The organism is Streptomyces erythrochromogenes (assembly GCF_036170895.1).
Lineage (GTDB): Bacteria > Actinomycetota > Actinomycetes > Streptomycetales > Streptomycetaceae > Streptomyces > Streptomyces erythrochromogenes.
In genome coordinates this window covers 2,043,935-2,057,962 of the sequence record NZ_CP108036.1, presented here as the reverse complement: position 1 = coordinate 2,057,962, position 14,028 = coordinate 2,043,935, and the positions used below count along the sequence as shown (strand labels likewise).

Below are 14,028 nucleotides of genomic sequence, written 5' to 3'. Positions count from 1 at the left end.
TCACGACTTCTCCCAGACCATCGTCATGATGCTGATGCCCCCGCCCAGGCCGACGAACAGCACCCTTTCCCCGGGCGCCAGCTGCGGGAACACGCGGTCCAGCTGCACTCCGATGCTCGCGCTGGCCACGTTGCCGAGCTCCGGCACGGTCACCACCAGCTTGTCGGCGGGCACTCCGGTCAGTTCGGCGAACCGCTCCAGGTAGGGGACCGTCACCTGGTGCACCAGCACCTTGGCGAAGTCGTCCCACCCCATCCCCGTGCGGTGCAGCGTCCGGTCGATGACGGCGGTGCCCACCTTCTCGAAGACGCCGCGCAGTTCGTGCCCGTCGCCCCGGAAGTAGGTGTACGCGTCCCCGCGCGGGTGCCGCGAACCGCCGCCCGGTATGCCGCCGACCTCCCAGTGCTCGGAGTGGGTCTCGGTGTCCACGTGGAGGATGCCGCCCCGCTCCACGGCCTCCACCACGACGGCCGCGCCCGCGTCGCCGAAGGTGTAGCCGGCGAAGCCGTCACGCAGCTCCGCGAGCCCGGACGGGTCCTTGCGCACCGCCCGGCTCGGGGTCTCGCCCGTGACCACCAGGGCCCGCCGGGCCCGCCCGGCGAGGATCATGGACCGGGCGAGGTCGATGCCGTTGACGAAGCTGTTGCAGGCGTTGGTGACGTCCAGGGCGTGGGCCCGCGAGCCCAGCTCCGCCTGCACGATGTGCGCGGTCGCGGGCTCGACCATGTCGCGGGAGGCGGAGGCGAAGAGCAGCAGGTCGATGTCGAGCGGGGAGAGGGAGGCGGCGTCCAGGGCCCGGCGGGCGGCGCCCACGGCGAGCGTGGAGGCGTACACGCCCTCGCCCGCGACACGGCGGGAGAGGATTCCGGTGGCCTGCGTCAGCAGCCTGGGCGGCAGCGCCAGGCCACTGCGGCGCGCCACCTCCTCTTGCAGGGCTTCCGAGGACAGCACCTCCTCGGGCAGGAAGCTGGCGACGGCGGTCGGCCCGGCGCTCCGCGGCGGGTCACACGGCTCGATGAACATGCCCTCACGATGGCAAGGCGGGTGCGCCCGGGGCCTGAGTACGGATGCTCAAGCAGCCGGGTTCCGGTGCGCGGTCCGGATGAGTAGGAACACGTCGTTCCGGCCATATGGCCCGTTCGTGCCGCCTGTTGTGGGCGCGTGGTTCGCCGTACCCTCCCAGCGGCGCGGCAGCGGCACGACAGCGGCGGGCCGCAGGGCGAGCGCGCCGTACCGGAACGCCGTCCGTTCGCCAGGTGTACGGCGCCGTGTCACGAAGGCATCTCCGTCCGGTACCCGGGGGCCGCTGTCCTTGGGGCGCCCCTCGACTCCTCCCTTCACCCCCAGAGGTCGTCACCCCATGGCAGAACTCAACCGCCGCAGGTTCCTGCAGATAGCCGGCGGCACGGCCGCCGTCGCGATGCTGAACGACAGCATCGCCCGGGCCGCCGCCATCTCGGCGCAGGGCACCACCGGAACGATCCAGGACATCGAGCACATCGTCGTCCTCATGCAGGAGAACCGGTCCTTCGACCACTACTTCGGCGCGATGAAGGGGGTCCGCGGCTTCGGGGACCCGCGGCCGGTGCTCCAGGACAACGGCAAGACGATCTTCCACCAGTGGAACGGGACGAAGGACGTCCTGCCCTTCCACCCGCAGATCGCGGACCTCGGGATGCAGTTCCTGGAGGGGCTGAACCACGACTGGGCCGGCGGCCACCAGGCCTACAACAACGGCAAGTACGACAAGTGGATCCCGGCCAAGACGGCCACGACCATGTCGTACATGACGCGGAACGACATCCCGTTCCACTACGCTCTCGCCGACGCCTTCACGGTGTGCGACGCCTACCACTGCTCCTTCATCGGCGCCACGGACCCCAACCGCTACTACATGTGGACGGGTCACACCGGCAACGACGGCGTCGGCGGCGGCCCGGTCCTCGGCAACCAGGAGCTCGGCTACGGCTGGAAGACCTACCCCGAGCGCCTGGAGGCCGCCGGGATCTCCTGGAAGGTCTACCAGGACATCGGCGACGGCCTGAACGCCGCCGGCTCCTGGGGCTGGATCAACGACGCCTTCCGCGGCAACTACGGCGACAATTCGCTGCTCTACTTCAACACCTTCCGCAATGCCCAGCCCGGCAGCCCCCTGTACGAGAAGGCGCGCACCGGCACCGACGTCAAGGCGGGCGGCGGCTACTTCGACCGGCTGCGCGCCGACGTGGTGAACGGCACGCTGCCCCAGGTCTCCTGGATCGCCGCCCCCGAGGCGTTCAGCGAGCACTCCAACTGGCCGACGAACTTCGGCGCCTGGTACATCTCGCAGGTCCTGGACTCGCTGACGGCGAACCCGGCGGTGTGGGCGAAGACCGCCCTGTTCATCACCTACGACGAGAACGACGGCTTCTTCGACCACGTCGTCCCGCCCTACCCGCCGGCCTCCTCCGCGTGGGGCCTGTCCACGGCCGACGTGTCGAAGGACCTCTACGCGGGCGGCGGCGGCTACGCGGCCGGACCGTACGGGCTCGGCCCGCGCGTCCCGATGATCGTGGTCTCCCCGTGGAGCAAGGGCGGCTACGTCTGCTCCGAGACCTTCGACCACACCTCGGTGATCCGCTTCATGGAGAAGCGCTTCGGGGTGCAGGAGCCGAACATCTCCCCGTGGCGCCGCGCCGTCTGCGGAGACCTGACCTCGGCCTTCGACTTCACCCGGGCCGACGCCGCCCCCGCCGCGCTGCCGTCCACGGCCGGCTACGTCCCGCCGGACAAGGACCGCCACCCCTCCTACCACCCGACGCCGCCGGCCACGGGCGCCCTGCCGCCGCAGGAGGCCGGGTCCAAGTTCACCCGCGCGCTCGGCTACGTCCCGTACGTGGACGGCGCCCGCACCGTCTCCACCGGCAAGTTCACCCTCACCTTCGCCTCCGGCCCGACCCTGGGCGCCCACTTCCACAGCACCTCGGGCAACCGCACGGACGGCCCCTGGCCCTACACGGTCGAGGCGGGCAAGACGCTTGCCGACACCTGGTCCACCAGCAGTTCCACCGGCAACCAGATCAACCTGACGGTGTGGGGCCCCAACGGCTTCCTGCGCACCTGGAAGGGCCCGGCGAAGAAGGCCGGCCCCGAGGTGACGGCCCGCCACGTGAGCGCCACCGGCGACCTGGCCCTGACGATGACCAACCCGGGCACGGCCGCGGTCAACCTCACGGTGACCAACTCCTACGGCGGCGCGGTCCAGACCTTCCGGGTCGCCGCCGGCGGCACGGTCACCCACACCGTGAACCTCGCCTCCACGGGCCGCTGGTACGACGTCAAGGTCGTCTCCGACCTCGACACGACCTTCCTGCGGCGCTTCGCGGGACACGTGGAGACCGGCGCCCCGGGCGTCTCCGACCCGGCGATCAGGACCGCCTGATCCGGTCCTCCGGCGCGCGCAGCAGCCGCCGTTCCAGGACCGCCAGGTCCCCGGGGCGGTGGCTGCGGGCGTGCCGGAGCAGGAGGTCGCGGGCGGTGTCCGGGACGCGGCGCCGCTTCGGGTGGCGGGTGGTGAACTCCTCGCCCGCGAAGAACCGCACGGCCCCCTCCAGCCCGGTGCGGTCCGACTCCCGCACCGCCCAGGCCAGTTCCATCGTCGCCGCCCCGGCCAGCAGCCGCACGGGGGCCCGTTCGGCGAGCAGCCACGCCGCGTCGCGCGGCTCCTGACGTACGGCGCCCAGCCAGCCGAAGACCACGCTCAGCGGCACCCCGCGCGGCGGCGCCGGCTCCTCGGCGCCCGCGGCGAGGGCCCCGGCGTACTCGCGCAGTGCCCCAGGCGCCGCGGCCGCCCAGCGGGCGCGGTGGCGGGCCGGGATCCCGTCGGGGGACAGCGGGTCCAGCAGCCGGTGCGACTCGGGGGTGGGGTGGAGGGTCCCGTCGTCGTCCCCGCACGAGCAGGCGAACAGGTCGGGGCCGGCCGCGGCGGCGAGCCTGCGGCCGAGCTCCCTGACGGCCCGGACCTCGTCGGCCTCGGCGGGGTCGGTGATCTCGTAGCTGCGCGGGTGATGGGGGTGCCGGGCCCCGTCCGGCCGCGAGAAGCTCCCCATGACCAGCGGGTCCGTGCGCGATGTCGGGCTCACGGTGTGATGGTAGGCGCGGTGGGCATGACGTACGGCGTCGGTTGTCACCATCCCCGTCACCGAGGGAGAACGCATGGCCATCGCCCACCGCCGGATCGGCACCGGACCCGTCCGCGTCATCGTGCTGCACGACTGGTTCGGCACGTCCGCCAACTGGGGCTCGGTGCTGGACCACCTGGATCCGGAAGGGTTCAGTTACGCCTTCCTCGACTACCGCGGTTACGGCGAACGCCGGGACGTCGCCGGCCGCCACACCCTCCCCGAGATCGCCGACGACGTCCTCGAACTCGCCGACCAGCTCGGCTGGGACACCTTCTCCCTGCTCGGCCACTCCATGGGCGGCAAGGCCGCCCAGCAGGTCCTCGTCCGCGCCCCCGAGCGGATCGAGAAGCTCGTCGGGATCAACCCGGTCCCCGCCGCGCCGTACGAGATGGACGACACCGCCCACTCCCTCTTCTTCGGCGCGGCCGAGAGCCCCGAGCACCGGCGCGCCATCCTCGACCTCGTCACCGGCAACCGGGCGAGCCGCCACTGGATCGACCGGATGGTCGCCCACTCCCTGGAGATCTCCCGCCCGGAGGCCTTCGCCGACTACCTCGCGAGCTGGCAGTCCCTGGACCTGTCCGCCGCCGTCAAGGGCAACACGGTCCCGGTGCTCGTCCTGGTAGGGGAGTACGACCTCGCGCTCACCGCCGACGTGATGCGCGCCACCTGGCAGGTCTGGTACCCGAACTGCCGCATCCACACCCTCCCCGGCGCCGGACACTACCCGCCGCACGAGACCCCCGTGGCTTTCGCCACCGAAGTGGAAGCCTTCCTCCGCGACTAGGCGACGAAAAAACCCCTGGGGTACGAGGAGACCTCGTACCCCAGGGGATCAGGGTGAGTGACGGGACTTGAACCCGCGGCCACCTGGACCACAACCAGGTGCTCTACCAACTGAGCTACACCCACCACGAGGGGCGGCGGACCGCCCGTCGATGTGCATGCACAGCATAGCCGATCTGCGGGGTGGTCCTGCGACGCGTTATCCGGCCGACCGGCTCGCGGCCGGGGTGGCGGCGAGCCGGGCCGTGACCCCGCCGGCGCGGCCGGCGGCGTGCCGGGCGGCCGCCACGGCGAGGGCCCTGATGATCGGGTGGGGCCTGGTCCCGTCGCCGTGGAGCTCCGGCTGGAAGAGCGTGGCCAGGAAGAAGGGGTGCCCGGGCAGCTCCGCGATGCGCACCTGCCCGTCCTCGTCGTGCCCCGACAGCCGCAGCCCGTGGGCGGTGAGGACCGGCAGGTGCCGCGGATCGGGCCCGTAGTTGCAGTGGTAGCGCTCCGTCGACCGCTCCGCGCCGAGCGCGGCCTCGGCGAGCGACCCGGGCTCGGCCCGTACGACGCCCTCGTGGCCGACCAGCGAGCAGGCGAGCGGGGCGATCAGCAGGTCCCGCGCCCCGGGGTCGTTCTCGGCGTGCGCGACGTCGGCCAGCCCGCACACCGCCCGGGCGTACTCCAGCAGCGTGTGCTGGAAGCCGCCGCAGGTCCCGAGGAAGGGGATGCCCCGCTCCCGGGCCACCCGGATCGCGGCCAGCGCCCCGGCCTCGCTGGCGTACGGGCTGCCCGGCAGCACCCACACGGCGTCGAAGCGGTCCAGGGTCCCGGCGGCGGCCTCGGCCGCGGCGTCGCCGGTGGGGATCCAGTAGGCGTCGAGGACCAGCCCGTCGCGGGCGGCGAGGGCGTCGAGGAGGAGCGGGATCCGGGTGTGGGACTTCACGTGCGCGGAGCGGTCGCCGACCAGGGCGATCCGCGCCACCTCTGTGGGTGCGGTGGGTGCGGTGGTCATGTGGATCATCTTGTGACCGCCGCCCGCTTCAGCGCCAACGATTGTTCGTGCACCGCCGATAAGTGATCCTGATGACCATGGATCCACACCTGCTCCGCACCTTCGTCGCCGTGGCCCGGCTCGCCTCCTTCTCCGGCGCCGCCCGCGAGCTGGGCTACACCCAGTCCGCCGTCTCCCAGCACATCGCCGCGCTGGAGGGGGACCTGCGGGCGGAGCTCCTCACCCGCCGGCCCGTCGCACCGACCGCGGCCGGGGTGCGGCTCCTGGAGCACGCCGGACCGCTGCTGCTGCGGCTCGACGCCGCACGGGCCGACGTGCTGCGGCTGGCCGCCGCCCCGCCCGGGCGCGTCACGCTCGCCGCGTCCCCGCTCGCCGTCGGCCCCCGGCTGCTCGCCGCCCTGCCCGCCACCGGGGTCACCCTGCGCGTGCTGCCCCCGGCCGAGGTGCCCGCCGCCGTGGCCACCGGCGGCTGTGACCTCGGGCTGGTCGACGGCCCGGCCGCGCCGAGCGACCCGCTGCGGCTGCCCGACGTCGCACCCCTCACCGTGACCGGCGCGGGGGAGGAGGAGCTGGCCGTGCTGCTGCCCGAGGGACACCCCTTCGCCGGGCGCGCCGCCGTCCGCCTGGACGACCTCGCCGACGCCCGCTGGATCGACGCCCCCGGCATCGGCCTGCCGCTCACCGCCGCCCGGGCCTCCGTCCGCTACGAGGGCACCGACCTGCTCGCCCTCTGCGCGCTGGCCGCCGCCGGGCACGGCCTCGTCCTCCTCCCGCGCCGCGTCGCCGAGGCCGCCGGCGCGGGCGTCGCCGTACCGCTGTCCGCCCCGCGCCTGGTGCACCGTACGGAACTGCTCTCGCCCGGAGCCCCGACCGGCGCGGCCGCCGCCCTCGCCGCACGGCTCACGGCAGGATCCCCCGTATGACCGATGACACCGACGCCGCCGGCCCCGCCCCCTTCACCGCGGCCGACTACGCCGCCCGCATGGCCGCGGCCGCGCAGAGCGCCGCCGGGGCGGGGCTCGCCGGACTGCTGATCGCCCCCGGCCCCGACCTCACCCACCTCACCGGATACCGCCCCACCGCCGAGACGGAACGGCTGACCCTCCTCGTCCTGGCCGCCGGGCAGGACCCGGTGCTCGTCGTCCCCGCCCTGGAGGCGCCCGACGCGGCCAAGGCCCCCGGAGCCGGTGCGCTGACCCTGCGCGACTGGGCCGACGGGAAGGACCCGTACGCCCTGACCGCCCCGCTGCTGGACCTCCGCGGCCGCTTCGGGGTCAGCGACAACACCTGGTCCCTGCATCTCCTCGGCCTCCAGAGGCAGTTGCCGAACACCTCCTACGCGGCGCTGACCGACTGCCTGCCCATGCTCCGCGCCGTCAAGGACGCGCGGGAGCTGGAGCGCCTCGCCGCGGCCGGAGCCGCCGCCGACGCCGCCTACGCGCAGATCCTCCACCTTCCCTTCGCCGGCCGCCGGGAGACCGACGTCGCCGCCGACCTGGCCGCCCTGCTGCGCACGCACGGCCACTCCCAGGTCGACTTCACCGTCGTCGGCTCCGGGCCCAACGGGGCCGACCCGCACCACGAGGCCGGCGAGCGCGTCATCCGCCACGGCGACACGGTGGTCCTCGACTTCGGCGGCCTGCGCTTCGGCTACGGCTCCGACATCTCCCGCACGGTGCACGTCGGCGAGCCCACCGCCGAGGAGCGGCGGGTCCACGACATCGTCCGCGAGGCCCAGCAGGCCGGGTTCGCGGCGGTCCGGCCGGGCGTCGCCTGCCAGGACGTGGACCGGGCGGCCCGGGCCGTGATCACCGAGTTCGGGTACGGCGACCGCTTCATCCACCGCACCGGCCACGGCATCGGCGTCACCACCCACGAGCCCCCGTACATGGTCGAGGGCGAGGAGCAGCCCCTGGTCCCCGGCATGTGCTTCTCCATCGAGCCGGGCGTGTACCTGCCGGGCCGGTTCGGCGTCCGCATCGAGGACATCGTGACCGTCACCGAGGACGGCGGGCGCCGCCTGAACAACGCCCCGCGCGAGCTCGCCGTCGTCGAGTAGCCCCCGCGCGCTCAGGGGCCGAGGACGACCGCCGACTCGCCGGGCAGGTGGATCCGCCCGTCGGGGCCGGGGTGTTCGAGCGGTTCCCAGGACGCCAGCACCCGTACCCCGTTGCGGCCCAGCGCGATCGTCACCGGCTCGGCGGAGAGGTTCACGGCCACCCGTACGTCGCCCCGCCGGAAGGTCAGCCAGCGCCGCTCCTCGTCGTGGGCGACCCGGACCGCCGCCAGGTCCGGGTCGCGCAGGTCCGGGTGGGTGCGGCGGAGCGCGACCAGGGTGCGGTACCACCCCAGCAGGCGGGCGTGGAGCGGCTGTTCGGGCTCCGACCAGTCCAGGCAGGAGCGGTCCCGGGTCGCCGGGTCCTGCGGGTCGGGGATCTCCTCGGCCTTCCAGCCGTGCGCCGCGAACTCCCTGCGCCGGCCGCTGCGCACCGCCTCGGCTAGCTCCGGGTCGGGGTGGTCGGTGAAGTACTGCCACGGGGTGCGGGCGCCCCACTCCTCACCCATGAACAGCATCGGCACGAAGGGCCCGGTCAGCGCCACCGCCGCCGCGCAGGCCAGCAGCCCGGGGGAGAGCGAGGCCGAGAGCCGGTCGCCGAGGGCCCGGTTGCCGATCTGGTCGTGGGTCTGGGAGTAGCCGACGAACCGGTGGGCCGGGGTGCGGCGGTGGTCCACCGGCCGGCCGTGCGTGCGGCCCCGGAAGGAGGACCAGGTCCCGTCGTGGAAGAAGACCCGGCTGAGGGTCTTGGCCAGGGCGGCCAGCGGGGCCTCGGCGAAATCGGCGTAGTACGCCTGGGACTCACCGGTCAGCGCGCAGTGCAGGGCGTGGTGGAAGTCGTCGTTCCACTGGGCGTTCAGGCCCAGGCCGCCGGTGGCGCGCGGGGTGGTGGTGCGCGGGTCGCACCGGTCGGACTCGGCGATCAGGAACAGCGGCCGGCCGGACTCCGCGGCGAGCCCTTCGACGGCCGCGGACAGCTCCTCCAGGAAGGTCAGCGCCCGCCCGTCGGCCAGCGCGTGCACGGCGTCCAGCCTCAGGCCGTCGAGGCCGTAGTCGCGCAGCCAGGCCAGCGCGCTGCCGAGGAGGTACGCGCGCACCTCGTCGGAGCCGGGCGCGTCCAGGTTGACCGCGGAGCCCCACGGGGTGTGGTGGGTGTCGGTGAAGTACGGGCCGAAGGCGGGCAGGTGGTTGCCGGACGGCCCGAGGTGGTTGTGCACCACGTCGAGGACCACGCCCAGCCCGGCCGCGTGCGCGGCGGCCGTGAACCGGGCCAGGCCGGCCGGGCCGCCGTACGGTTCGTGCACCGCCCAGGGCGCGACCCCGTCGTAGCCCCAGCCGTGCCGGCCGGCGAAGGAGCACACCGGCATCAGCTCCACGTGCGTGATCCCGAGGGAGACGAGGTGGCCGAGGCGGGCCGCGGCCGCGTCGAAGGTGCCCTCGGGGGTGAAGGTGCCGACGTGGAGCTCGTAGAGGACCGCGTCCTGGAGCGGGACGCGCGGTGACGGCGCGGGCTGGGGGGCCAGGACGTCGAAGTCGACGACGGCCGACAGCCCGTCGGGGCCGTCCGGCAGCCGCCGGCCGCGCGGGTCGGGCCGCGGGGAGGTCTCCTCGTCCAGGAGGAAGCCGTAGCGGCTGCCGTCCCCGGCCGGGGCCTGCGCGGTCCACCAGCCGTCCCGGTCCGGATCGCGTGCCATGTCGTACGTCACGTCGTCGAGTCGCAGGGCGACCCGGCCCGACAGCGGTGCCCACACCTCGAACTGCACGGGCGGTCCCCTCGTCTCCGGCGGTGTCCAGCATGCTTATCGTGCCCATCATTCCGGGCGTGGCGGGGGAGTTCTGGACACTCTGCCCCCGACGGGCCGACAATCACCCTGTGACGTCGAGTTTCGAACTTCCTGCCTTTCCCGCGCCGCGGCTGTCGGACGCCGAGCGAGACCGTGCGCTGGGCCAGCTCAGGGAGGGCGCGGCCCTCGGCAAGCTGTCCCACGACACCTTCCTGCGCCGCATGGAACTCGCCCTGGTGGCCCGCCGTTCCGAGGACCTCGCGGTCCTCACCGCCGACCTCCAGTCCAGGGAGGCCGCCGAAAGCCCGTGGACCCGTCGGCTGTTCGGCTGGGTCGGCCGGGTCTCGGCGGTGTCCGCCGGTGTCCGGCGCGCCTGGACCGCCGAGCGGCTGCCCAAGCTGCTGCTGCCGCATCCGAGCGCGGCGGCCCTGCGGATCGGCCGCGACCCCGGCAACGGGCTGCGGCTCAGCCACGAGACCGTCTCCCGGATGCACGCGGAACTGAGCCTGCGCGACGGGGTGTGGGTGCTCAAGGACCTCGGCTCCACCAACGGCACCAGCGTCAACGGGCGCCGCGTGACGGGCTCCGCGGTCGTCCGCGACGGGGACCAGGTCAGCTTCGGGAACATGAGCTTCCGGCTCTCTGCGGGCTGAGCCCCGGCCCGGGCCCTCACCGGTCCGCTGCCGGTCCGCTGCCGGGCCCCCACCGGTCCGGCGCGGGGAGCGACCGCGCAGGATGGCGGACATGGAACACACGCCTGTCATCCGCCGCGCCCGGGTCGGGGACCTGCCCCGGCTGGTCGAACTCATCCACGAGCACGTCGCCTACGAGAAGTCGGCCCCCCGCCCCGCGGACCTCGCCGGGCGGCTCGGCCCGCGGCTGTTCGCCGAGGACTCCCGGCTGTGGGTGCTGCTCGCCGAGAACGCCGACGGCGTCGTCGCCGGATACGCCGCCTGCTCGGCCGAGTTCGCCTTCTGGGACGCGCGGGAGCACCTGCACATGGACTGCCTCTACCTGGCCGCGGCCGCCCGCGGCCAGGGCCTCGGCGCCGCCCTGATGGAGGGCGTGACGGAGCTGGCCCGCGAGCTGGGCCTGGAACAGGTCCAGTGGCAGACCCCCGACTGGAACGAGGGGGCGATCCGCTTCTACGACCGCCTCGGCGCCGCCTCGAACCCCAAGTTCCGCTACGCCCTGCCCGTGGAGCGGCCGGCCGCCACGAGCTTCTCGTAGGCGGCCAGGACGGTACGGGACTGGTGCTCCACCTGGGTGGCCACGGGGATCCAGCGGGCCCCGAACCGGGCCGCGAACTCCTCGCACCACCCGGTGACCAGCCGGTCCAGCCCGGGCGCCGCCGGATGCCCCTCGGGGCGCAGGACCCGCAGCAGCATCGCCGCCGCGCGCAGCGACAGCCGGCGCCCGAAGGCGTCGATGCTGGCGATGTACGCCGCCGTGGCCTCGGCGGGGGCGCCGGCGCCGGTCCACTCGGCGGTGATCAGGGGGATCAGCGCGAGCGTCCAGTCCACCGCGCGCAGCAGCGGGGCCGCCGCCGGGTCCTCGTACGCGCCCGGAACCGGCCGCTCCCGGCTCCGGGCCCGCTCGCGGGCCGCGCCGACGAGCGCTGCGTCCGCCGTGAGCCGCCCGGCCAGCATCCGCAGGGCGCCGCGCGGGTCGGGGTGCGGGGCCGGATCGTCCACCAGGTCGGAGGCCCACATGGGGACTTCGACGATCGCGGTGGTGCCGGCGTACCGGTGGGCGTGGTACCAGGTGCTCAGGCGGGTGTCCTCGGGGTGGAACGCGCCGGCGGCCTCGCTCCCCGGCTGGGGTATCACGAAGATCCCGGGCCCGGGGGAGGGCCAGCCGGCGGCGTCCGAGGCCCCGTTCTCCACCGGGATGCGCAGCTCGGCGGCCGATTTGCCGAACGGCTCGGCGAGGCCGGGGATGTCCCGCGTGAGCTGCACCCAGGAGCCGCCGAGATCGGTGGCGTGCAGGGAGACCTGGAGGACCGGCCGCAGCTCGTCGATGAGCGCGGTCAGCGCCAGGGTCTCCGGCGGCAGCCGGTCCGCGGGCAGTAAAGACGGCGCCCACTCGGGCTGTTCGGGTCCGGGAGGCCGGTAGAAGTACCGGTGGTAGTCAAGCAGCGAGTACGGGCGGGGCGTGCGGTGCAGGTCCGCGCCGTCCGGGTCGGCGCAGAGCAGGAAGTGCCAGCCGCAGCCCGCGCGCGGTGCCGGCTCGCGCAGGATCCGGCGGGCGAGCGCGAGCGCCGTGGCGCCGCCGACGGGCTCGTTGGCGTGCGCGCCGGCGACGACGAGGACGTTGCGGGTGCCGCCGGTGCCGCCGGTGCCGCCGATGCCGCCGGGGTCGCCCGCGCCGACCGCGCCGCCCGGGCCGCCCGGGCTGTTCGCGCCGCCGGGGCCGCCGGGGTCGCCCGCGCAGACCGGGCGGGCCGGGCTGTCTGTGCCGACCGGGCTGTTCGTGCCGCCAGGGCCGACCGCGCCGCCGGGGCCGACCGTGCCGGGCCCTGCTGTCGCCGCGACGGACAGTACCCAGATCGGCTGCCCGGCCCGCGAGGTGCCGGCCTGGCGGAGCCGGACCTCGCCGGGGTGTTCGTCCGCCAGAGCGCGGGCGGCCAGCCCGAGTTCCTGCGGTGTGGGGTAGCACATGTCACGGAGGAGAGTCACAAGGGATGCCATGCCCGCCGGGCCCGCCCCCTACTGCTGCGCGGGCCCCGCAGTTCGCCGGAACTCCGGGGAAACCCCTGGCCAAGGCTATGCCGTACCCTCCCGGGAGGCCGCGCGCTACTGCTGGTGCAGGCCGCGGCCCGCCAGGCTCAGGAAGGCCTCGCCGACCGCCTCCGAGAGGGTCGGATGGGCGTGTACGTGGCGGGCAACGTCCGAGGGCTCCGCGTCCCAGCCCACGATCAGCTGGCTCTCCGCGATCATCTCCGACACGTGCGGCCCCACCAGGTGCACCCCCAGCACCCGCCCGTCCCGCTCCGCGACCACCTTCACCGTGCCGCCCTGCCCGTGCACCATGCCCTTCGCCACGGCCGTCAGCGGCATCGTGTTCACCACCACGTCGTACGCCGCCTCGCGCGCCTGCGCCTCCGTCAGCCCGACGGCGGCGGTCTGCGGCGCCGAGTACGTCACCCGCGGCACCGCCGCGTAGTCCACCGGCGCGCTCGCCACCCCGGCCAGGGTCTCGGCGACCAGCAGCCCCTCCGCGAAGGACGCGTGCGCCAGCCCGAGCGAGGGCGGCGGCAGCAGGTCGCCCACCACGTGGACCCCCGGGACGGCCGTCTCCAGCCGCGACCAGTCGGCCGGCGCCACGAACCCGCGCTCGTCGGCCGTCAGCCGGGCCGCCGCGAGGTCCAGCCCGTCGGTGACCGGGACCCGCCCGACCGCCACGAGCAGCCGCTCCGCCCGCAGTTCCCGCAGCTCCCCGCGCGCGGTGCGTACGGCCGCCCGCACCCCGCCGTCCGCGAGCCGTTCGGCCCCCTCCAGCCGGGCGCCGGTCTGCACGTCGATCCCGCGCTTCTTCAGCCCGCGCGCCAGATGGCGCGACACGTCCGCGTCCTCCAGCGGGACCAGCCGGTCCGCCGCCTCGACCAGGGTCACCTCGGCGCCCATGGAACGGTGGAAGGACGCGTACTCCACCCCGATCGCCCCGCCGCCGAGCACCAGGACCGAAGCCGGCAGCCCGGGGGCGAACAGCGCGTCGTCGCTGGTCACCACCGTGCGGCCGTCGGGCTCCAGGCCGGGCAGCGTACGCGGCCGGGACCCGGTGGCCAGCACGATCCCGCGGGTGGCGGTGAACTCCCGCCCGTCCTCGGCCCGTACCGACCGCGGACCGGTCAACCGCACGCTGCTGCGCACCACACGCACCCCGGCATGCTCCAAGTGCCCTTCCACTCCCTTGTGGTTGCGGGACAGGATGTCGTCCCGGGTCGCGGTGAGCGCCGCCCAGTCCACCGACTCCACGCTCGCCCGCACCCCCCAGCGCTCACGCGCCTCGGCCACGCCGTCGACGAGTTCGGCCGCGTGCAGCATGGCCTTGCTGGGGATGCACCCCCGGTGCAGGCAGGTCCCGCCGACCTTGTCGCGCTCCGCCAGCAGAACGGTCAGGCCCAGGGCCGAGGCGCGCAGGGCGGTGCTGTAGCCGCCGGTGCCCCCGCCGATCACGATCACATCCACGGTGCTGTCGTTGGTCATGTCCCCAGCGTGCACGGCCCGTTCTGTCCGGTCC

At 74.5% G+C, this 14,028-nt stretch carries 12 protein-coding genes and 1 tRNA gene; 6 read left to right on the top strand and 7 right to left on the bottom strand.

Annotated features, from left to right (window positions below; translation table 11 throughout):
• A complete protein-coding gene (locus OHA91_RS09445; protein WP_031151254.1) occupies window positions 1–1,023 on the bottom strand; it encodes a 3-oxoacyl-ACP synthase III family protein in 1,023 nt (340 codons plus the stop codon).
• A 337-nt stretch (window positions 1,024–1,360) separates the two neighbouring features.
• Between OHA91_RS09445 and OHA91_RS09440 the strand changes: the two genes are divergently transcribed.
• The gene (locus tag OHA91_RS09440) at window positions 1,361–3,421 is read left to right on the top strand and encodes a phosphocholine-specific phospholipase C (protein ID WP_328739036.1); all 2,061 of its coding nucleotides are present in this window, start codon (window positions 1,361–1,363) and stop codon (window positions 3,419–3,421) included.
• Here the strand turns inward: OHA91_RS09440 and OHA91_RS09435 are convergent.
• Window positions 3,408–4,121 (bottom strand): hypothetical protein, encoded by a 714-nt coding sequence (locus OHA91_RS09435; protein WP_266492863.1) that lies wholly within the window; start codon window positions 4,119–4,121, stop codon window positions 3,408–3,410. The genes OHA91_RS09440 and OHA91_RS09435 overlap by 14 nt on opposite strands.
• A gap of 73 nt (window positions 4,122–4,194) precedes the next feature.
• On the opposite strand from OHA91_RS09435, the gene OHA91_RS09430 reads away from it, so the two are divergent.
• On the top strand, window positions 4,195–4,950 hold the full coding sequence (locus OHA91_RS09430; protein ID WP_031151260.1) for an alpha/beta fold hydrolase: 756 nt from the start codon (window positions 4,195–4,197) through the stop codon (window positions 4,948–4,950).
• A 52-nt stretch (window positions 4,951–5,002) separates the two neighbouring features.
• On the opposite strand, the gene OHA91_RS09425 is transcribed toward OHA91_RS09430, so the two are convergent.
• Both OHA91_RS09425 and OHA91_RS09420 read right to left on the bottom strand, forming a co-directional pair.
• Window positions 5,003–5,075: transfer RNA gene (locus OHA91_RS09425), tRNA-His, on the bottom strand.
• 73 nt (window positions 5,076–5,148) lie between these two features.
• Entirely contained in the window at window positions 5,149–5,946 is a 798-nt protein-coding gene (locus tag OHA91_RS09420) for a CTP synthase C-terminal region-related (seleno)protein (RefSeq protein ID WP_328739035.1), read from the bottom strand.
• Between the two features lie 77 nt (window positions 5,947–6,023).
• Here OHA91_RS09420 and OHA91_RS09415 point away from each other — a divergent pair, with 77 nt between their 5' ends.
• Together OHA91_RS09415 and OHA91_RS09410 are read left to right on the top strand one after the other, a co-directional pair.
• On the top strand, window positions 6,024–6,869 hold the full coding sequence (locus tag OHA91_RS09415; RefSeq protein ID WP_037632461.1) for a LysR family transcriptional regulator: 846 nt from the start codon (window positions 6,024–6,026) through the stop codon (window positions 6,867–6,869).
• A complete protein-coding gene (locus OHA91_RS09410; protein WP_266492877.1) occupies window positions 6,866–8,005 on the top strand; it encodes an aminopeptidase P family protein in 1,140 nt (379 codons plus the stop codon). Before OHA91_RS09415 ends, OHA91_RS09410 begins: the two co-directional genes overlap by 4 nt.
• 11 nt (window positions 8,006–8,016) lie before the next feature.
• On the opposite strand, the gene treZ is transcribed toward OHA91_RS09410, so the two are convergent.
• Window positions 8,017–9,765 carry a malto-oligosyltrehalose trehalohydrolase gene (gene treZ, locus OHA91_RS09405; RefSeq protein ID WP_266492880.1) on the bottom strand — a complete coding sequence of 583 codons (1,749 nt, stop codon included), beginning with the start codon at window positions 9,763–9,765 and terminating at the stop codon, window positions 8,017–8,019.
• 110 nt (window positions 9,766–9,875) lie between these two features.
• Here treZ and OHA91_RS09400 point away from each other — a divergent pair, with 110 nt between their 5' ends.
• Together OHA91_RS09400 and OHA91_RS09395 are read left to right on the top strand one after the other, a co-directional pair.
• Window positions 9,876–10,439, top strand: a complete 564-nt coding sequence (locus OHA91_RS09400; protein WP_031151271.1) for a DUF1707 and FHA domain-containing protein — start codon at window positions 9,876–9,878, stop codon at window positions 10,437–10,439.
• Between the two features lie 91 nt (window positions 10,440–10,530).
• A complete protein-coding gene (locus OHA91_RS09395) occupies window positions 10,531–11,016 on the top strand; it encodes a GNAT family N-acetyltransferase (RefSeq protein WP_037632414.1) in 486 nt (161 codons plus the stop codon).
• Here the strand turns inward: OHA91_RS09395 and OHA91_RS09390 are convergent.
• Both OHA91_RS09390 and lpdA read right to left on the bottom strand, forming a co-directional pair.
• Window positions 10,971–12,446, bottom strand: a complete 1,476-nt coding sequence (locus OHA91_RS09390) for a M14 family zinc carboxypeptidase (protein ID WP_328739034.1) — start codon at window positions 12,444–12,446, stop codon at window positions 10,971–10,973. The two genes, OHA91_RS09395 and OHA91_RS09390, sit on opposite strands and share 46 nt — an antisense overlap.
• A 135-nt stretch (window positions 12,447–12,581) precedes the next feature.
• Complete coding sequence (gene lpdA / locus OHA91_RS09385; protein WP_328739033.1) at window positions 12,582–13,994, bottom strand: dihydrolipoyl dehydrogenase; 1,413 nt, start codon at window positions 13,992–13,994, stop codon at window positions 12,582–12,584.
• Window positions 13,995–14,028: the final 34 nt, after the last annotated feature.

Bases quoted from the DNA above. Each gene is read 5' to 3' on its own strand.
- OHA91_RS09420 (WP_328739035.1), bottom strand. From the start codon at position 5,946: ATGACCACCGCACCCACCGCACCCACAGAGGTGGCGCGGATCGCCCTG.
- OHA91_RS09410 (WP_266492877.1), top strand. From the start codon at position 6,866: ATGACCGATGACACCGACGCCGCCGGCCCCGCCCCCTTCACCGCGGCC.
- OHA91_RS09415 (WP_037632461.1), top strand. From the start codon at position 6,024: ATGGATCCACACCTGCTCCGCACCTTCGTCGCCGTGGCCCGGCTCGCC.
- OHA91_RS09445 (WP_031151254.1), bottom strand. From the start codon at position 1,023: ATGTTCATCGAGCCGTGTGACCCGCCGCGGAGCGCCGGGCCGACCGCC.
- OHA91_RS09430 (WP_031151260.1), top strand. From the start codon at position 4,195: ATGGCCATCGCCCACCGCCGGATCGGCACCGGACCCGTCCGCGTCATC.
- lpdA (WP_328739033.1), bottom strand. From the start codon at position 13,994: ATGACCAACGACAGCACCGTGGATGTGATCGTGATCGGCGGGGGCACC.
- OHA91_RS09440 (WP_328739036.1), top strand. From the start codon at position 1,361: ATGGCAGAACTCAACCGCCGCAGGTTCCTGCAGATAGCCGGCGGCACG.
- OHA91_RS09395 (WP_037632414.1), top strand. From the start codon at position 10,531: ATGGAACACACGCCTGTCATCCGCCGCGCCCGGGTCGGGGACCTGCCC.
- OHA91_RS09390 (WP_328739034.1), bottom strand. From the start codon at position 12,446: ATGTGCTACCCCACACCGCAGGAACTCGGGCTGGCCGCCCGCGCTCTG.